The following is a 19,079-nucleotide window of genomic DNA, read 5'->3' as shown; positions in this document are numbered from 1 at the left end:
AACCGGCAGCCGGTGCCGACCACGGCGATCGGCTCGGTCAGCCCGGCGACCCGGGCGCGCAACCGGCGCAGTTCGGCGCGCAACTCTTCCATCGGTGGTGCCTCCGGCGGGACGTCCGCGGTCAGACGGTCAGATGGTCACGCGGTCAGGCGGTCAGCAGCCGCTCGACCATGGACTGGAACGACGCGGTGTCGTTCAGGTGGGGGAAGTCGCCGTCGGGGACCGCGACACCAAGGAACTCGCACAGCGGCGCCCAGCCCTGGCCGACCTCGTAGCTGAGCAGCCGGTCGGCCGGGACAGCGGCCCGCACGGCGTCGTTGTGCGCGGTGAACGCGCCGATCAGGTGGTCCCGGTCGTCGAGGTCGCCGCCGAAGGTGTGGTCGGAGATCGCTTTGACGAGTTGGCCGTACCACTCGAAACCGGGGACATCGCGCGCCGGGTCGGTGGACATCTTCCACACCGGCAACAGGGTGCGGGCCATGCTGCCGTACCAGCTCAGCGGGTCGCGGACGGTCAGCAGGACCTTCGCGTCCGGGTAGCGGTCGACGAGCTCGGTCCAGAACGAACAGCCCGGCCAGTCCATTGTGGACTTGTAGCCCGCGAACACCGCGGCCCAGTCGACCGGGCCGCCCGCGTACCCGGAGAGCCACTGCTCGCCGTGCTCGGGGTGCGCGGTGACCTCGAACATGTGGTAGCAGGGGCCGAAGCCCAACTGCTCCAGCGCCGCCTTCACCGAGGCCGTGCCGGTGCGGCCGAGACCGACGCCGATGACCTTCATGCCTTCTCCTCAACTCGGGTGGCCGGGGCGCCCGGCGCGGCACTGTGCCCAACACCGTGCTCAGCGGCCTGCTCAACGGTCTTCACGGCGGCGAGCACCCGGTCGGCGTCGTCGGCCCGGCACACCACCAGGTCCGGCAGCCACGCGTCGGGGCGGCCGTAGACCAGCGGGGAACCGTCCAACCGGGACGCGTGCAGCCCGGCGGCGAGCGCCACCGCGACCGGGGCGGCGGAGTCCCACTCGTACTGGCCGCCGCCGTGCACGTACAGGTCGGTCTCGCCGAGCAGCACCGAGGCGATCTTCACCCCGGCCGAGCCCATCGGGACCAGGTCGGCGTCCAACTCCTCGGCCAGCGCCTTGGCCAGCGCGGGCGGCCGGGTGCGGCTGACCGCGATCCGGAACCGGCCCGGCGCGCGCGGCCGGGCGACCGCGGCGGCGGTGGTCAGCAGCAGGTCGCGGGCGGGCAGCGCGACGGCGCCCGCGGTGAGCGCGCCGCCGGACCACAGGGCCACGTGCACGGCCCAGTCGGTGCGGTCGGCCTCACCGAACTCGCGGGTGCCGTCGAGCGGGTCGACGATCCACAGCCGCTCGCCGCTGCCGTCGCCGGACGCCTCCTCCGAGCGCAGCCGGTCGTGCGGCCGGTGCTCGGCGATCTTGGCCGCCAGCAGCGCGTGCGAGCCCTGGTCGCCCGCGTCGCGCAGCGCGCCGGGATCGGCGAAACCCAGTTCGGCGCGCAACGCCAGCAGCCGCCGCCCGGCGGCGACGGCGAGGTCACCGGCCAGCGCGTGGTCACCGGAGTCGGCCGCCTGCGCCCGGCGCAGCGCGGACATGATCTCGGCGACCGCGTCGGCCGGGTCGCACTCGTCGGTGTCCACCACCAGTTCCGGTTGGCCGGGTGGCTCGTAGGGATCGCTGATGCCGGTGAAGGCGTTGATCTCCCCGGCCAGCGCCTTGCGGTAGAGGCCCTTGGTGTCGCGGCGGATCAGCTCCTGCAGCGGCGCGCGGACATGAACCTCCACAAAGGACGACCCGGCCGCCTCGAGGGCGGCCCGCACCGCGTCCCGGTTCTCCCGGTACGGCGAGATCAGCGCGACCACCACGGTCACCCCGTGCCGGGACAGCAGGTCGGCCAGGTAGCCGACCCGCTGCACCTGGATGCCCCGATCGCGTCTGCTGAAGCCCAGTTCGGCGGACAGCGCGGAGCGCACCACGTCCCCGTCGAGCACCTCGGTCGGAGTGCCCGCGCCCGCCAGCTCGACCGCCAGCGCCCTGGCGATGGTCGACTTGCCCGACCCGGACAAGCCGGTGAGCCAGACAACGGCGCCCCGGCTGCTCATCCGGCCTGCACCTGCGCAACCGGTGAGGTCGCCAGCACCTTGCCGTTCGCGTCCAGCGCGCGGACCGCGGCGTAGGTGGCGGCACCGGCGTCGGTCAGCGACGTCTCGAACCCGCCGCGCGGCACCTCGCTGACGACCTTGAGGTGCTTGGGGTCGTTGCCGGTGAGCAACTGCCAGCGGCGCAGCTCGGTGGAGCCGTTCCAGCTCGCGTACGCGGTGACCCCGCCGGTGGCGGTCTTGGTGGCCGCGATCGCGGGCGGCTCGGTCGGGTAGCCGTGCCAGTCGACCCGGTTGCCGACGAAGGTGTTGACCGTGGCGCCGGTGAAGTGCGCGTCGTAGATCATCTGGTTGTTCTGGTCGAACTCGCTGTAGCGGCCGGTGTCGCCCCAACTGACGAAGTCGTGCCCGTCCGGCATCGGCTGGTTGCTGCCCTGCGCGCCGGTGCCCAGGTTGTCCGGCGTGTGCACCGACCGGACCAGCGACACGGTCTTGGTGGCCGGGTCCACGTGCACGACGATCGCCCGCGAGTACGGCAGCGTCGGCGAGGTCGGCGGGAAGGTGGCGCCCTGCTCGTTGTCGAACATGCTGATGTCGCCGTTGGCCGTCACCTGCACGTTGTGCTGCCAGGCGAACTGCGCGTCCGGGGCGACGGTGTAGTCGGAGAACTTGCCGCCCATCCGGGAGAGGATCTTCCCGGTGCCGCGCTCGATGGTGTACACGGTGTGCGTGTTGCGGCCGGAGATGACGATGTTGCCGTCGGCGTTGAGGTCGACCGCGTTGAAGTGCAGGTAGTCCCACGCCACCAGTTCGTTGGAGCGCAGGTAGGACTCGTTGGTGGGGATGTGGTCCAGGCTCGACCAGGTCCAGAGCACCTTGCCGGTGGCGATGTCGATCTCGCGGATGACGTTCTCCACGATCGGCCGCAGCGAGACGCCGCCAGGCACCGTGTTCGTCGTCCGGTAGGACACCGCGATCAGCGTGTTCTGCGGGGTGATCTTGATGGCGTGCAGGTCGATGCTGTTGTCCACGCCCACCTGGGCGACGGTGCGGTAGTGGTCGTCGACGATGGTGACGGTGCCCATGCCCCAGCCGAGCGGGATGAACGCGCCCTCCCACCACATCAGCACCGGCTTGCCCCGGTAGGTCTGCTTCTGCGCGTTCATCACCAGGCGGATCTTGTCGCCGCGCTGGTCGAACCACAGCGGGTTGCCCGAGTCGTCGACCAACATCGGGCCCATCTGCTCGTTGGTGGTCGCCTTGGGGGTCAGCAGGATCAGGCCCGGCGAGGTGGGCGCGGTGTTCGTGTCCACCTTGATCACCGGCGGCACCAGGTCCTGGCGGGACAGGTAGGGCTTGACGACCGGTGGCGCCGCCGCGGCGCTCGGGGCGGCGAACACGCCGAGCGGGCCGATCGGCGACGGCGGCAGCCCGGCCGCGGACGCCGATCCGGGTAAACCGGAGAAAACGACTGCAATAACCGCCGTAATGCTGCCGATAAACATCGAACGCGCATGTCCGGGGGCACATTTCGTCGATTGAGGCATTCTGACTTCCATATGGCCGAGGGGCGGATGCCGGATCCGAACCGCCGTGATCCGGAAGTTCGGCCAGCATGGCACAAGCCCGCTGCTCAGCCAAGGTCGGGACATTACCGGAATTATTACCAACTGATGTTATAGCTGTTTCTTATAACCCGCGACAGGCCCGGGGGTAGCGATTACGGGTGACCCCGGCTTATGTTCGGCCAGTGGACACCGAACCCCGCCCGACCGAGCCAATCGCGGTAATCGGACTCGGCTGCCGCTTTCCCGGTGGAGCCACCTCGCCGACCGGGTTGTGGCACCTGGTGGTCACCGGCGGCGACGGCATCGGCCCCTTCCCCGGGGACCGCGGTTGGGACCTGGACGCGCTTTACGACCGCCGCCCGCGCCGCCCCGGTCGCACCTACACGCGGGAGGCCGGATTCCTTTACGACCTGCCGCTATTCGACGCCGAGCGGTTCGGGATCAGCCCGCGCGAGGCGTTGGCGATGGATCCACAGCAACGCCTGCTGCTGGATGTGTGCTGGGCGGCATTGACGCACGCCGGGTTGCCACCCGAATCGATGTACGGGAGCGCGACCGGCGTGTTCGCCGGGGTCGCGTACTCCGACTACGGGATGCCGCTGCACTTGAGTCCCGCATTGGTGTCCGGCAAGCGGCTCACCGGCAGCGTCAGCAGTGTCGTCTCCGGCCGGGTGGCCTACGCGCTCGGTCTGCACGGGCCCGCGCTGACCATCGATACGGCGTGCTCGTCCTCCTTGGTGGCGGTGCACCTGGCGTGCCAGTCGTTGCGCGCCGGGGAAACCGACTTCGCGCTGGCGGGCGGGGTGACCGCGATGTGCACGCCCGGTGGCATCGTCGACTTCGCCCAGGTGCGCGGTCTGGCCCCGGACGGGCGCTGCAAGGCGTTCGGCGCGGGCGCGGACGGCACGGTGTGGGCGGAGGGCGCCGGGATCGTTGTCCTCGAACGGCTCGCCGACGCCCGCCGCAACGGGCACCGCGTGCTGGCGCTGGTGCGCGGCAGCGCGGTGAACTCCGACGGCGCCACCGAGGGCCTGCGCACCCCGAGCGGCGCCGCCCAGGAACGGGTGATCACGAGCGCGCTGCGCAACGCTGGCCTGACCGCGGACCAGGTCGACCTGGTCGAGGCGCACGGCACCGGCACCCCGGTCGGCGACAAGATCGAGGGAACCGCGCTGGTGGCCGCGTACGGGGAGCGGACAGCGCCGCTGTGGCTGGGCTCGGTGAAGTCGAACATCGGGCATTCGGCCGCGGCGGCGGGCGCGGCCGGGATGATCAAGGCGGTCGCCGCGCTCGCGCACGGGGTGCTGCCGCGCACCCTGTACGTCGACGAGCTCTCCGACCAGGTGGACTGGGCCGCCGGGCGGATCGAGGTGTTGCGGGACAACCGGCCGTGGCCCGACCTCGGCCGACCGCGCCGGGCCGGTGTGTCCGGCTTCGGGATCAGCGGCACCAACGCCCACGTGCTGCTGGAGCAGGGCGACGCGGCCTGGCCCACCGAACCGGAGCCCGGCGACGGGAACCGGGTCCGCTACTGGCTGCCCGACTACCTGCCACTGGAGTCCGGCACACCCGTCGCCGTGCACCCGTTCCTGGACCACGGCGCGGCGGGCGCCGAGGGCGAGATCGTGTTCACCGGCGCGCTGGGCGCCGCGACCTGGCTCGGTGACCACGTTGTCGCGGGCACGCCGATCCTGCCCGCCGCCGCGCTGCTGGAGTGCGCGTTGCACGTCGGTAGACGCACCCGCCACCCGGTCGTCGGTGAACTCGTGCTGCACGCGCCGATCCAGGTCGACGGCGGTGAGGTCCGGTTGACCGCGCAAGCCCCGGTCGACGGAACCCGCGCGCTGCGCGTCGAGGCACGGACTTCCAGTACACAGTGGACACTTCGGGCGACCGGCGTGCTGCGCGCAGACGATGAACCGCTGCGAGAACAGCCCTGGGCGACGACCTGGCCACCGCCGGGTCGGCCGGTGGACATCGACCGGCTCTACACCGACCTCGACGCGCGCGGGTACCACTACGGTCCCGCGTTCCGCGTGTTGCGCCGTGCCTGGCACGGCGACGACGGCCACCTCTACGCCGACACCGTCGTCGACCCGGACGTGGTCCGCGGGTTCGAGGTGCACCCCGCGCTGCTGGACGGTGCCCTGCACGTCCTCGGCGACACCGACACAGTTGAAGGGCTCCCGCACACCTTCACCGACGTCCGGTCCCGCCTGGCGGGCGCCCGCGCGCTGCGGGTGCGGATCGGTGTGCGGGACGGCTCGATCGTGGAGGTCGCCGCCGCGGGCACCGACGGCAAGCCGGTGCTGGTCATCGGGTCCCTTGGCCTGCGAACGGCGCGGGGCGGCCTGTACTCGGTCGACTGGGTTCCCACCGAACCGGCGCGGCACAACGAGGTCGCCGTGTTGGGCGACTCGGCCTGGGTCGACGCGGGCGCGCGGTACCGGGATCTCACGGAACTGGCGGGCGCGGTCGACGCGGGTGCGCAGACACCGGACCTGGTGTTGGTCGAGCGCGGCGGGACCACACCGCTGGAGGCCGTCTCGTGGACGCTGGAGACCCTGCGCGCCTGGCTGGGTGACGAGCGGTGGCAACGGTCGACGCTCGCCGTGGTCACCCGGGGATCGGCCGGGGACGAGCCGCCCACCGACCTGCCCGGGGCGGCCGTGTGGGGCCTGATGCGGTCCGCGTGCGCGGAACACCCCGGCCGGTTCGCGGTGGTGGACCGGGTCGGCGACCTGGTGGTACCCGTGCTGGCCGCCGCCTCGGTCGGCGCGGCCCTCTCGGTCGACACAGAAGTGCTCGTACCCACGCTCGCCCCGCACCGGCCGCACGGGCTGACCTTGCCCGCCGACGGCTGGCGGCTCGCCCCGGGCGCTGGGCACTCACTGGACGAGGTATCGCCTACACCGGTAGACGAGGCCGCGCCGGGACCGGGCGAGGTGGAGATCGACATCCGGGCCGCCGGGCTGAACTTCCGCGATGTCCTGCTGGCGCTGGGCAACTACCCCGGCCTGGGGCAGATGGGGGCCGAGGCCGCCGGCGTCGTCCGCCGCGTCGGCGTTGGCGTGTCCGCGTTCGCGCCGGGCGACCGGGTGTTCGGGTTGGTGCCCGGCGCGTTCTCGGCGCGCGCGACGACCGACCAGCGGTTCCTGGCCCGGATGCCGACCGGGTGGTCGTTCGCGGTGGCCGCGTCCGTCCCGGTTGCCTACCTGACCGCCTGGCACGGGTTGTTCGACCTCGGCGGGTTGCGACCCGGTGAGACCGTGGTCGTGCACGCGGCGGCGGGCGGGGTCGGGATGGCCGCGGTGGCGTTGGCGCGGCTCAACGGCGCGCGGGTTCTGGCCACGGCGTCACCGGGCAAGCAGGCGCTGGTGCGATCGCTGGGAGTGGAAGAGGTCGCCTCCTCGCGGGACGCCGCGTTCGCCGACCGGTTCCACGGCGCGGACCTGGTGCTCAACTCGCTCACCGGCCCGCTGCTGGACGCCTCGCTGCGGTTGCTGCGCCCCGGTGGCCGGTTGGTCGACATGGGCAAGCTGGACGTGCGCGACCCCGGGCGGGTGGCGCGCGAACACCACGTCGACTACCGGGCGTTCGACCTGGTCGACTCCGCCGGACCGGAGCGGATCGGCGAACTCCTCGCCGGGGTGGTCGCGCTGGCCGCGTCGGGCGACCTGGCGCCGCCGCCGCCGCGGGCCTGGGACATCCGGGAGATCGCCGAACCCCTGCGCCGGATGCGGGCCGGAACCCACACCGGCAAACTGGTGCTCACCGTGCCCAGCAACCGGATGGCCACCGGGACCGTGCTGGTCACCGGCGGCACCGGCGCCCTGGGCCGGATCATCGCCCGGCACCTGGTGGTCGCGCACGGCGCGCGGCACCTGGTGCTGCTGAGCCGGTCCGCCGCCCCGGACGACCCGCTGGTCGGCCAGTTGTGCGCGGCGGGCGCGGAATCGGTGGTGATCCGCCCGTGCGACGTCACCGACCGGGTCGCGCTGGCCGCCGTGCTGGCCAAGATCGAGGTGGACCGCCCGCTGGTCGGGGTGGTGCACGCGGCGGGCGAGCGGGTCGATGGCACCGTGGACGCGCTGACCCCGGACCAGGTGGAGCGGGTGCTGCTGCCCAAGGTGTCCGGCGCGCGGCATCTACACACGTTGACGACCGGCGCGGACCTGGACTTCTTCCTGCTGTTCTCGTCGGCGGCGGGCACCATCGGCGCGGCGGGGCAGGGCAACTACGCCGCCGCCAACGCCTACCTGGACGCGCTGGCCCGGCACCGCCGCTCGATCGGGCTGCCCGCCATGGCGCTGGCCTGGGGGGTGTGGGCACACCGCGGCGCGATGACGGCCGACCTCACCGCGGCCGACCTGGCCAGGATCGCCAGGGCCGGGGTCGCCCCACTGTCCACTGAGGACGCACTGGCGCTGTTCGACCGAGCGGTCGCCACCTCGGCGCCGGTGCTCGTCCCGCTGCGCCGCAGCGAGCTGACACCAGCCGAACCGGCACCGGAACCCGTTGCGGCGCAACCGGTCTCCGACATGCTCACGGTGGTGCGGCGGGAAGTGGCCGTGGTGCTGGGCCACCGGGACCCGGCCGCGGTCGATCCCACGAGACCGTTCCGGGAACTGGGTTTCGACTCGTTGTCCGCGGTGGAACTCCGCAACCGACTCAGCGCGGCGACCGGACGGGCGCTGCCACCGACCCTGGTGTTCGACCACCCCACCCCGGCGGCCCTCGCCCGCCACCTGGACCCGTCCGACACCGGGAACACCAGACCGGACAGCACAAGTACCGCGCAGACAGCCGACCAGGACACCACCGAACCCGCCCCGAGTACCACGCCGACAGTGAACGCGAACACATCGGACACCGGCACCTGGAACACCGATCGCCCGCGAGCGCACGACCGGCCACCCGCGGCGATCACCGCAATTCGACCCGTTCCGGCGGTCGACCAACCGGACGACCTTATAAGTGGATGGGATTACCCCGGTCAGTGATTCACAATCAACAATTCACAGGTGGGATTCGCGGCCACAGTGGCCCGATTTGTCAGAAAGGACGATCCGGTGCCCGAAAATCGGACGAACGCACTGGGTCCCCTTTCTTCGAGTCGGACCGGGGCGACCGGGCTGCCGCGTATCGAGGTGGTCGACCTCGGCAAGAGCTACGGTCCGGTGACCGCGCTGACCGGGGTCACCCTGTCGGTCGCCGCGGGCAGCGTGCTCGCCGTGCTCGGGCACAACGGGGCCGGGAAGACGACCCTGGTCGACATCCTGGCCACCCGAACCAGGCCGAGCACCGGCTCGGCCACCGTGTGCGGCTTCGACGTGACCCGCGACGGGCACCAGGTGCGCAGGCGGATCGCGCTCACCGGGCAGTTCGCCTCGATCGACGAAACGCTGACCGCGCGCGGGAACCTGGTGCTGGTGGCCAGGCTGATGGGCGCCCCGGCCAAGGCGGCGCGGGCGCGGGCGGACGAGCTGATCGAGCTGTTCGGCCTGGTGGAGGCCGCCGACCGGGTCTCGATGACCTTCTCCGGCGGCATGCGGCGCAGGCTGGACCTGGCCGCCTGCCTGGTCGGCTCGCCCAAGGTGCTGTTCCTGGACGAGCCGACGACCGGGCTGGACCCGGTGAGCCGCACCGGGTTGTGGACCACCGTGCGGCTGCTGGCCCGCGAGGGCACCACGGTCGTGCTGACCACCCAGTACCTGGAGGAGGCCGACCGGCTCGCCGACGACCTGGTCGTGCTGGCCGCGGGCGCCGTGGTCGCCAGCGGCACGCCCACCGAGCTGAAGGCGAAGGTCGGCGCCCGGACCGCCGCGGTGACCTTCCCGGACGCCTGGTCGGCCCGTTGGGCGCTGGAGGAGTTCACCCGGCTCGGTCTCAAACCGGTGCTGGACCCGGACGCGTACGTGGTCACCGCGGCCATCCCCGCCGCGGGCCAGATCGTGCCGCTGGTGCGCGCCCTGGACCAGTACGGGGTGACCGTGGTCGACCTGACCGTCACCGAACCGACGCTGGACGAGGTGTACCTCGCCCTGCACCGCGCCGCGTGGGACACCGCGACCTGGGAGGCGCCATGAGCAAGCCCCGGCACCTGCGCTCGGGTGCGAGCAAGACGGGTTCGAGCAAGACCAGTTCGAGCAAGGCGGGTTCGACCAACGCCGAGCCCGGCGACGAGGACGTGGTCGGCGACCGGACCGAGTGGACCGGGAGCTCGCTGCGCACCCAGGTGTGGGTGCTGACCACCCGGTCGCTGCGGGCCGCGTTCGGCGACCCGCGGCTGGTGTTCTTCGGGCTGCTGCAGCCGGTCGTGCTGCTGCTGCTGTTCAGCCAGGTGTTCTCCGGGGTCGGGTCGCTGCCCGGGGTGGCCCAGTACCAGGGGTACATCAACTACCTGATGCCCGCGACGCTGGTGAACATCGCGATGATCACCGCGATGGGCGCCGGCGCCGGGCTGGTCGCCGAGACCTACAGCGGGGTGATCGGCCGGTTCCGCAGCCTGCCGATCGCCACCGGCTCGGTGCTGCTGGCCCGCACGTTCGCCGACACCGCGCGGCTGGCCGTGCAGTTGGTGGCGATCGTGGTGGCTGCCGTGCTGTTCCTGGACTTCGCCCCGTACGGGGGTCCGCTGGGACTCGCGGCGGCGGTGCTGCTGACGCTGTTCGTCGGCTGGGGGCTGAGCTGGCTGTTCGTCGCCATCGCGACCTGGCAGCGCAGCATCGAGCTGATGCAGGCGGTGTCCTTCATCGCCACCTACCCGCTGATGTTCTCCAGCAGCGCGTACATGCCGCTGCAGAGCATGCCCGCGTGGGTGCGGGCGGTGGCCACGGTCAACCCGCTGACCTACGCGATCGACGCCGCCCGCGCGCTCGCGCTGGGCCGGGTGCCCGGCTGGTCGCTGCCGATGGCGGTCGGCCTGGCCGCGGTCGCCGCGCTCGGCGGGGGCGCCATCGCCGCCCGGAACTTCCGCCGGTCGGCCTGAACGAGGATCGCCATGACCATTCGGATCGAGATCGTGGGGGCGCTGCGCGGCAGCCTGGACGGCGCGCCGGTCACCCCGACGCAGCCCAAGCTGCGCAGGCTGCTGGCGCTGCTGGCGGCCAACCCGGGCACGGTGGTGCGGCACGAGACGATCACCGACGAGCTGTGGTCCGGGCCGCCGTCGGCGAAGCTGGCCCGGATCGTGCAGACCTACGTCTCGCAGTTGCGCAAGCTGTTCGGCACCGCCGAGGTGTGCCTGCACACCCCCAAGGTCGGCTACCGGCTGGAGCTCGCGCCCGCCGACTACCTCGACGCCGAGCACCTGCTCCGGCTGCGCGACACCGCCGAGTCGCACCTGCGCGGCCGCGACCCGGCCGCCGCAGCCGACGTGCTGGGCGCCGCGGTGGACCTGTGCCGGGGCGAGGTGCTCTCGGACGTGTCGCTGGGCCCGGTGCTGCGCCGGGAGAAGGCGCGGCTGGACCTGGTGCGGGTCGGCGTGCTGGAGCGGTACCTGCGGGTGCAGCTCGACCTCGGTCGACCGGAGGCGGTGCTGGCGCAGGTCGACCGGGTGGTGCGCGAAGACCCCCGGCACGAACAGCTCTACGCGTCGCTGCTGCTCGGGTTCGCCTGCGTCGGTCAGCGCGCCCGCGCCACGGACCTGTTCCACGACGTGCGGGCCCGGTTGGCGCGGGAGTCCGGACTGGAACCCGGTCAGGCACTGCGGTCGGCGTTCGAACGCGCCCTGCGCGACGAGCCGCCGGAGTCCGCGCCGCCGGTGTCGACCGTGCGCCCGTTGCGGGTTCCCCGTTACGGCCGCCCGGAACAGGTGTTCCCGACCGGTGAGGTCGTCGGGCACGGGCCGCAGGCGGAGTTCGCGTTGGCGGAGCTGACCAGGACACCGCGATCGGGTCCGGCGGTGCTCGCCGTCGTCGGGGCGCCTGGTGTCGGGACGAGCACGTTCTGCGCGCGCGTGGCCGAGCAGGCGCGGGCGGCCTACCCGGACGGCAGGCTGCTGGCCGACGTCGCCGAGCACTCCCCCACCGAAATCCTCGGCAACTTCCTGCGCGCGCTGCGGCCGGGCACCGCGATCCCGGAAGGACTCGCGGCCCGGGTGCTCTCGTTCCGCAAGCACACCAGGGACTCCCGGCTGCTGGTGGTGCTGGACAACGTGACCGACGGCACCGAGTTCTCCGCGCTGGCACCGGGTTCCCCGGACAGCGCGCTGGTGCTGGGGTGCGCGTCGCGGCTGTCCGCCCCGGTGGTGTCGGTCGAACTGCCGCGGATGGCGCCCGAGGACCTGTTGACCCTGTTCACCTCCCGGGTCGGGCAGGCCCGCGTGGAACGCGAACCGCTGGCCGCCTGGTCGCTGGTCACCCGCTGCCGCGGGCTGCCGATGGCCGCCGCCGTGCTCGCCGAGCTCGCCCGCTACCGTCCACATTGGTCACTGGGCAGGCTGGCGCAGCGGCTGGCCGACCCGCCGCTGACCGCGGGCAAGCTGGACCTGGCGGCCAGCGTGGCGCGCAGCGCCGACGGGCTCGACGCCACCGACTGGGCGGCGCTGGTGCGGTTGGCGCACCGCGACGACCGGCCGGACGCGGTGTCCGCGGACTGGGTGGCCCGCAGCGTCGACCTCTCCCCCGACGACGCGACCGACCTGCTCGACCGGCTCACCTGGATCCGGCTGGCCGACCCGGCACCGCAGGGCCGCACCCGGGCGGACGGCGACACCCGCTACCGGATCGATCCGCTCTACCTGCGCGCGATCCGCGAGCTGAGCACTAGGTCCTCCACCCGGGACACCACGGCCTGGGCGCCACCCGCCCGGTCGAACGACGCCCGCACCCGGCAGGCCGCCTCGACGTAACCCGGTTCGGCGGTGACCGCGCGCACCGCTTTGGCGATGTCCGGTGCGCGGGCGTGGTCGAACCGCAGCCGCACACCGGAACCGGACGCGACGACCTGGTCGGCCACCACCGGCTGGTCGTCCCGGATCGGCGCGACGACCAGCGGGACACCGTGCGCCAGGGTCTCGCACACGGTGTTGTGCCCGCCGTGGCAGACCACCGCGGCCGCGCGCGGGATCAGGTCCAGCAGCGGCGCCGACGGGACCACGACCACGTCCCCGGCCGGGGCGAGGAAGCCGCCCGGGTCGATCACGACGCCCTGCAGGTCCCGGTCCCGCAGCTCGGCGAGCGCCAGCGCGCACTCGGCCAGGAACCGGCCGCCCGCCTCGGAGTTCGTGGTGCCCAGGGTGACCAGCACCAGCCGGGCGCCCGGCCGCAGCCGGGCCCACGGGAACTCCACCGGCCTGCGCCGGGCCAGCGACGGGCCGACGTAGTGTGGGCCCGCCACCGACACCATCGGGTCACCGGCGAGCTCGGCGGTGCTGAACACGACGACCGAGTGCGGCGAGAACCGCAGGTCGTCGTCGCCGGGCACGCCGTGCCGGTCGCGCAGGCCGCGCTGCTGGTCGCGCACCCACTCGGCGATGCGCGGCATCGACCCCAGCGGGTCGGCCAGCTCGGTGGAGGTGCTGGCCGAGGTGACCCAGGGCAGCCCCAGCCGCTCGGCGACCAGCGCCCCGGCGAACGCCTGCTGGTCGACCACCAGCAGGTCCGGGTCAAAGTCCGCCACCGCGGCCAGCACCCCGGGCACCATGGCGTCGGCCAGCGGCACCAGGAACTCCGCCCACAGGAACCGCAGCGCGGCGAACGCGCGCAGCCCGGCGGGCCGACGCTCCACATAGGACCCGGCCGGGTACACCCGCTCCCCGACCAGGTCCCGCACCACCGGGCACGGGCCGACCCAGGCCACCTCGTGGCCGCGGGCGACGGCCGCGGCGGCCACGCCAACCAGGGGGTTGACGTGGCCCGCCAGCGGCGGGACGACGAACAGCAGCCTGCTCATCCGCTGTGCCTCCGAACCCAGTCGACCAGCAGCCCGCGCACCGCCCGGTGCTGCTCGACCAACACCGAGTGGCCCTGGTCGTCGAAGACGAACAGCTCACCGCGCGGCATCAGCGAGGTCAACGCGTCCAGGTCGTCGGACTGGTAGCCGAACCGGCCCAGGATGGACAGCACCGGCACCTCGATGGCGGCCACGTCGTCCATGGTCATCATCGTCCCGGTCGGCACCTCCTCGGCCATCGTGGTCGAGGTGAACCGCTTGGCCGCCAACCGGGCCAGCCGCCGGTGGTGCGCGCCGAAGGTCGCCTCGATCCACTCGTAGTTCTCCTCCACGCCGAGCATCTCGGTGGTGGCCGCCAGGATGCCGGTCATCTTCGCCGCCCAGAACTCCGTCGGCGGCTCGGACTCGATCGACACCACCGACCGGACCCGGTCCGGGTGGGTGGCGGCGAAGGCGTACGCGATCGTGCCGCCGAAGCTGTTGCCCACCAGGTGCGCGGGCCGGTCACCGACCAGCGACCGCAACAACTCGTCCAGGTCCGCGACGAAATCGGCCAGCGTGTACCCGCTCACCGGGCGCTCGGACTTGCCGTGCCCACGCAGGTCATAACTGATCACGTCGATCCCAGCCGCCGCCACCGGCGGCGCCAGCGTCAGGTAGAAGCTGGCCAGGCTGTCGGTGCCCATACCGTGGATGAACACCACCGTCTCGGACGGACTGCCCGTCCCGGGGAGCACCTGGTAGTTCGTGCGCAGCCCATTGACCTTCAGCTCAGGCATGCCACCCCTCCTCCACACCCGGCGCGACCGAGCGAACAGCGCGCACGGTTCCAGGCAACAGGACGGCACCCAGCCACCGGTATGCGGCTGCCACCTTCGATTCCAGGCATGTCTCCTCCGGGCGCGGGGCGGCCAAGCGGGCAACGCCCGTGGTTCGCCGAGTGGTGGCAGGCGCGGACAACGAAGCCGGGCCACCGGTGCGCGGCCGCGGACCTCGCTCGGCCGTCGGCACCCGGTACCGCCCCGGACGGGTTTCGGGTGCCGGACCGCCACCGGTAGTCGGTACGCGGACCGTTGACCTTCGGTTCCGGCACCTCATCCCCCCTCGGGCAGGCCGTCCGAGTCGCGCAGGCAGGCCGCGACGTAGTCGGCGATCTGGCCGACGGTCAGGCCGATCACGTCGTCCAGGTCGAACTCGGCCAGGTGTTCGGCGAGGTTGACCCGGGGGCCGAAGCGCTCGGTGAGCAGGCCCGCCAGGGTGACCAGGTCGATGCTCTCCAGGCCGAGGTCCTCGTGGAAGGCCGTGTCGTGGCGCACCTCGACCCCGAGGATGTCCAGATCGTCGCCGACCAGTCCGCCGATCAACTCGACGACCGCGTCGAACACGGTGGTCGTTTCAGCCATCTCCGGTGGTCCTCTCCACTCGGGCGGACACGGCGGTCGGGCCGCCGGGCGCGAGGATGACCCGCAACCCGGGCAGCGACCGGCCGTGGTGTCCGCGCACCCGGAGACGGTCGCCGTCCCCGGTCACCAGGATTTCCGCGGGGAAGGCCCGCTCCCCGCCGTGCTCGGCCAGCCAGCCGCGCACGGCGTCCTTGGCGGCCACCCGCCCGAGCAGCCATCCGCGCTGCTCGCGCGGCGGGACCGCCGCGTACTCCGCCCGTTCGGGCGCGTTCAGGTAGACCCCGACGAACACGTCGCGCGAGGCCAGCGTCGTCCACCGGTCCACCGCCCGCCACCAGCCGTCGGCCAGCGGCGTGGACAGCGAGTTGTCCCGGGGGAAGGCGTACACGCCGTGGTCGGCCTGGTCGCAGTCCAGCCGGATGTCGTGCCAGCCGGTGATCCTGGCCCAGACCTTGCCGTGGTAGGTCACCTCGGCGTCCATCTCCACCGCCGAGTCGTCGGGCAGCCGCGCGTCGGCGACGCAGTCGACCCGCACCCCCATCGGCGGCGGCGGGCCGTGGAAGGTGATCGAGTCGACCCGCACCGGGAAGGCGAGTATCCGGCGCTCCGCCTTCACCTGCAGCCAGCAGCCCAGCGCCTGGCCGACGTTGTCGAGCACCGAACCCGGCGCGGGCAGCACGGCGACCTGGCAGCAGAGCTGGTCGCCGACGTGCGCGGTGACCTCGGTCAGCCCCTGGTACTGCGGGCCGTGGAACATCTGCCGCTCGCCGTAGATCTCCTTGTGCGTCAGCACCGGGCCGTCGAGCGGGCCGGGGTGCGGGCGGGGCGCCGGGGCGGGCGGGTAGTCCGCCGCCAGGTCGACCGCCATCACCGCTGACTGTCCCATGTGGACAATTACTGGCCCGCCGGGCACCGGCCGGTCGACCCGGATCTCCATGTCCTGCGCGGGGGCGGCGATCACCCACCGGGTGAACCGGATGTCCCGCACGGCCACCGCGACCTCGCCGGGCCACGCCTGCTCCGCCGCCCGCTGCGCCCACTCCACCAACGTCGTCGCGGGCACCACCGGGCGGTAGTCGGTCTCGTCCGGCCAGTCCGCGCGCTGCCGGAAGAACCGGTGCCCACGCAGGTACGGCATGGTCTCGACGGAGATCCGCAACACGCTGGTCCGCACCGTGGCCGGGGCGGTCGGCGCCTTGGTGATCACCGCGCCAGACGGCGGGGACGGCACGACCCGCGGGGCCGGGGTGTGCGCCCGGTGTCCGTTGGACCGCTTCGGCCTCTCGGCGACGGCGGCCACCACCGAGCGGACCGTGTCGTCGGTCTCGGCGAGCAGGGCGGCCAGTTCAGCGGCGACGGTCTCCGGCAGGTCGGCGGGCAGGTCCGGCCGCGCGCCGAGCGGGACCCGCCGGTCGAGCAGCCCGCGCACCGCCTGGACCGCGAGCGTCGGCGTGGTGACCCGAACCGTGATGCCCGGCCGCACCGGTTTGTCCACTTCGGACTTACCTGGTTCCCGGGTCCGGCGGTCCAGTGCCCCGAGGTCGGGCTCCCCGCCATCGACCCACAGCGCCGTACCCAACCGGCGCAACTGGGCAAGGCCGGTGCGCAGCCCGGAGGCGGCGTTGATCACCAGGTGCGGCCGGTCGGCCAGGGTGTCGGCCACGAACGAGCCGAGCTGACCGGGGCCCATGTGCAGGAACACCCGGTAGCCCTCGGCGTACATCCGGTCGACCAGCTCGCGGAAGCGGACCGGGAGCAGCAGGTGGTCGGCGGAGAGCCTGCGCAGCGCGGCGACGTCGGCGGGGTACCGGTCGGCGGTGGTGGCCGACCACATCGGGACGGTGCCCGGCCGCACCCCGGTCGCGTCCATCGCGCTCAGGTAGGTCTCGACGAACGGCCGCATCATCGGGGTGTGGAACCCGGTCTGGAACGGCAGCGACCGGGCGAACACCCCGGCGGCCCGGAACTTGACCCCCAGCCGCTCGACCGCCGCCGGAGGTCCACACACGACGGTCTGCCTCGGCGCGTTGTCATGGGAGACAACAACATCCGACTCGCCGACGATGCCCGCTGCGGCCTCTTCGACCGAGCAGCCCAGGGCGAGGTAGTCGACCTCGGGCATCGGGAACCCGTCGAGCCCGATCCCCGGGCGGTCGCCGGTGAACATGCCCGCGAGCACGGCCGCGGTCCACTCGCCGATGCTGTGCCCGGCGAAGCCGTCCGGACGCACTCCCATCCGGCCCAGGGCGCGGTGCAGCAGCATGCCGACATCGGCGACCGCCGCGACGTGCTCCGGCACGGTCTCGGTGCCGATGGTGGGCGGTGTCTCGCCGAGCAGCGCGGCCACGTCCTCGACCCGCGGCGCGAACTCGGCCTCCAAGCCGGGGAACACGAACGCGGTCTTGGCGCCCGACTCGTGCAGCAGCGGCTCGCCGGTGAACCACACGTCACCGGAGGACCACTTCCACCCGGGCTGCCCCGCTCTGGCCAGCACGCGGCGGGCCACCGAGAGCCGCTTCGCGTTGGGACCGACGATGCCCAGCCGGTACCGACCCGTGCCGACCGGTTCCCCGGTGGGGTTGTCGGCGTGCGCGTCGAGCAGTCGGGACAACTCGGTCGGATCGTCCGCCGCCAGGCGCAGCACCCGTTCCGGCTCGTCGACACTCACCGCGCCCGACGACGCCGGTGTGACGTCCTGCTCGATCACGACGTGCGCGTTGATCCCGCCGAACCCGAACGCGTTGACCGCGGCCCGACGCGGACCCGCGCCCTCCCACGGGCGGGGCTCGTCGAGCACCCGGAACCGGGTCTTGGCCAGCAGCGGGTTGGGCTCCGAGCAGTGCAGCGTCGGCAGCAGAACCCCGTGGTACACCGCCAAAGCGGCCTTGACCAGACCGGCGACCCCGGCGGCAGGCATCGTGTGCCCGATCATCGACTTGACCGACCCGATCACCGCCGACGAGCCGGGCGGGGCACCGAACACCTCGGCCAGCGCGGTCAACTCGGACGCGTCACCCACCGGCGTCGCCGTGCTGTGCGCCTCCACCATGCCGACCGAGTCCGGCGCGGCCGGGTCCAGCCCGGCCGCCGACCAGGCCCGGCGCAGCGCGGCCTGCTGGCCCGCGGTGTCCGGGTTGAACAGGCTCTGCGTGCGGCCGTCGCTGGCCGACCCGACCCCGCGGATCACCGCGTAGACCCGGTCGCCGTCGCGGTGCGCGTCGGAGAGCCTGCGCAGCACCACGAAACCGGCGCCCTCACCGATGAGCAGCCCGTCGGCGTCGCGGGACAGCGGCCTGCTGCCCTGCGTCGGCGACAGCGCCCGCAACTGGCTGAACACGGCCCAGAAGGTGTCGTCGTGGCCGTGGTAGACCCCGCCGGCGAGGACGGCGTCGCAGCGGCCGGAGTCGAGCTCGCCGACCGCCTGGTCCACCGCGAGCAGCGACGACGCGCACGCCGCGTCCACCGTGTAGGCGGGACCGCGCAGGTCCAGCCGGTTGGCGACCCGGGACGCGGCCAGGTTCGGCACCAGGTTGATCGCCGCCTCGGGCTGCGCCGGACCGAACGGGTCGAGCAGCGCCGACCGCACCCGCTCCGACTCCTCGGGGCTCATGCCGGGGTTCAGCTCGGCCAGCACCCGCATCACCGTGCGGACGGTGCGGACCCGCTGCTCCAGGCCGACCATGCGCGGACCGATGTAGCCGCCGCGGCCGAGGATCACGCCGATCCTCGTCGGGTCGCCGAGCGTGGACAGCCCGCCCGCGTCGGCGACCGCCATCGACGCGACCCGCAGCGAGAGCAGTTGGTCCGGTTCGATGGTGTCCACCGAGTTGGGCATGATGCCCAGCCCGGCGGCGTCGATGTCGAACGGCGCCAGGAACCCGCCGCGGTGGCAGTAGGTGCGGTCCGGCGGGACCGGCTTGGTGGGGTCCGCGACTCCCGCGTGGAAGTGCGGGTCCCTGCGGTCGGCGGGGACGTCGGTGATGGCGTCCACCCCGGCGCGCAGGTTGTGCCAGTAGGTCTCCAGGTCCGGCGCGCCGGGCAGCATCACCGCCATCCCGACGATCGCCACCGGTTCCCGCGCCTGCGGTGGTCTGGACAC

10 protein-coding genes and 1 pseudogene are annotated in these 19,079 nt (G+C 73.0%); 4 read left to right on the top strand and 7 right to left on the bottom strand.

What is annotated here, in order from left to right; translation table 11 throughout:
* Positions 1–145: 145 nt before the first annotated feature.
* Genes H504_RS0128850 through H504_RS37545 form a run of 3 tightly spaced genes read right to left on the bottom strand, consistent with a single transcriptional unit; the run spans position 146 to position 3,617 of the window.
* Entirely contained in the window at positions 146–778 is a 633-nt protein-coding gene (locus tag H504_RS0128850) for a sulfotransferase family protein (protein WP_026425625.1), read from the bottom strand.
* Positions 775–2,115 (bottom strand): adenylyl-sulfate kinase, encoded by a 1,341-nt coding sequence (gene cysC / locus H504_RS43905; protein WP_084468343.1) that lies wholly within the window; start codon positions 2,113–2,115, stop codon positions 775–777. The genes H504_RS0128850 and cysC overlap by 4 nt, the downstream gene beginning before the upstream one ends.
* Positions 2,112–3,617 carry an arylsulfotransferase family protein gene (locus H504_RS37545; RefSeq protein ID WP_169735476.1) on the bottom strand — a complete coding sequence of 502 codons (1,506 nt, stop codon included), beginning with the start codon at positions 3,615–3,617 and terminating at the stop codon, positions 2,112–2,114. Before H504_RS37545 ends, cysC begins: the two co-directional genes overlap by 4 nt.
* A gap of 248 nt (positions 3,618–3,865) precedes the next feature.
* Here H504_RS37545 and H504_RS37540 point away from each other — a divergent pair.
* From H504_RS37540 to H504_RS40600, 4 genes and pseudogenes are all read left to right on the top strand, one after another.
* Positions 3,866–8,683, top strand: a pseudogene (locus H504_RS37540) (SDR family NAD(P)-dependent oxidoreductase); the annotation flags it as partial.
* Positions 8,684–8,815: 132 nt separating this feature from the next.
* Positions 8,816–9,769 carry an ATP-binding cassette domain-containing protein gene (locus H504_RS0128830; RefSeq protein WP_026425624.1) on the top strand — a complete coding sequence of 318 codons (954 nt, stop codon included), beginning with the start codon at positions 8,816–8,818 and terminating at the stop codon, positions 9,767–9,769.
* On the top strand, positions 9,766–10,671 hold the full coding sequence (locus tag H504_RS0128825) for an ABC transporter permease (protein WP_084468369.1): 906 nt from the start codon (positions 9,766–9,768) through the stop codon (positions 10,669–10,671). Before H504_RS0128830 ends, H504_RS0128825 begins: the two co-directional genes overlap by 4 nt.
* 12 nt (positions 10,672–10,683) lie before the next feature.
* Complete coding sequence (locus H504_RS40600; protein WP_084468338.1) at positions 10,684–12,534, top strand: AfsR/SARP family transcriptional regulator; 1,851 nt, start codon at positions 10,684–10,686, stop codon at positions 12,532–12,534.
* On the opposite strand, the gene H504_RS0128815 is transcribed toward H504_RS40600, so the two are convergent.
* From H504_RS0128815 to H504_RS37530, 4 genes are all read right to left on the bottom strand, one after another.
* Entirely contained in the window at positions 12,420–13,577 is a 1,158-nt protein-coding gene (locus H504_RS0128815; RefSeq protein WP_026425622.1) for a glycosyltransferase, read from the bottom strand. The genes H504_RS40600 and H504_RS0128815 overlap by 115 nt on opposite strands.
* On the bottom strand, positions 13,574–14,356 hold the full coding sequence (locus H504_RS0128810) for an alpha/beta fold hydrolase (RefSeq protein ID WP_026425621.1): 783 nt from the start codon (positions 14,354–14,356) through the stop codon (positions 13,574–13,576). The genes H504_RS0128815 and H504_RS0128810 overlap by 4 nt, the downstream gene beginning before the upstream one ends.
* Positions 14,357–14,671: 315 nt before the next feature.
* Complete coding sequence (locus H504_RS0128805) at positions 14,672–14,980, bottom strand: phosphopantetheine-binding protein (protein WP_026425620.1); 309 nt, start codon at positions 14,978–14,980, stop codon at positions 14,672–14,674.
* A complete protein-coding gene (locus H504_RS37530; RefSeq protein WP_245614493.1) occupies positions 14,973–19,079 on the bottom strand; it encodes a beta-ketoacyl synthase N-terminal-like domain-containing protein in 4,107 nt (1,368 codons plus the stop codon). The genes H504_RS0128805 and H504_RS37530 overlap by 8 nt, the downstream gene beginning before the upstream one ends.

The organism is Actinokineospora inagensis DSM 44258 (assembly GCF_000482865.1).
Classification (GTDB): Bacteria; Actinomycetota; Actinomycetes; order Mycobacteriales; family Pseudonocardiaceae; genus Actinokineospora; species Actinokineospora inagensis.
The sequence above is the reverse complement of the archived record's forward strand: the minus strand, read 5'-3'. Positions and strand labels throughout refer to the sequence as shown.

What these genes read in the sequence shown, in the direction of transcription:
- H504_RS0128815 (WP_026425622.1), bottom strand. Translation starts at nt 13,577, where the DNA reads ATGAGCAGGCTGCTGTTCGTCGTCCCGCCGCTGGCGGGCCACGTCAAC.
- cysC (WP_084468343.1), bottom strand. Translation starts at nt 2,115, where the DNA reads ATGAGCAGCCGGGGCGCCGTTGTCTGGCTCACCGGCTTGTCCGGGTCG.
- H504_RS37545 (WP_169735476.1), bottom strand. Translation starts at nt 3,617, where the DNA reads ATGTTTATCGGCAGCATTACGGCGGTTATTGCAGTCGTTTTCTCCGGT.
- H504_RS0128850 (WP_026425625.1), bottom strand. Translation starts at nt 778, where the DNA reads ATGAAGGTCATCGGCGTCGGTCTCGGCCGCACCGGCACGGCCTCGGTG.
- H504_RS0128825 (WP_084468369.1), top strand. Translation starts at nt 9,766, where the DNA reads ATGAGCAAGCCCCGGCACCTGCGCTCGGGTGCGAGCAAGACGGGTTCG.
- H504_RS0128810 (WP_026425621.1), bottom strand. Translation starts at nt 14,356, where the DNA reads ATGCCTGAGCTGAAGGTCAATGGGCTGCGCACGAACTACCAGGTGCTC.
- H504_RS0128805 (WP_026425620.1), bottom strand. Translation starts at nt 14,980, where the DNA reads ATGGCTGAAACGACCACCGTGTTCGACGCGGTCGTCGAGTTGATCGGC.
- H504_RS40600 (WP_084468338.1), top strand. Translation starts at nt 10,684, where the DNA reads ATGACCATTCGGATCGAGATCGTGGGGGCGCTGCGCGGCAGCCTGGAC.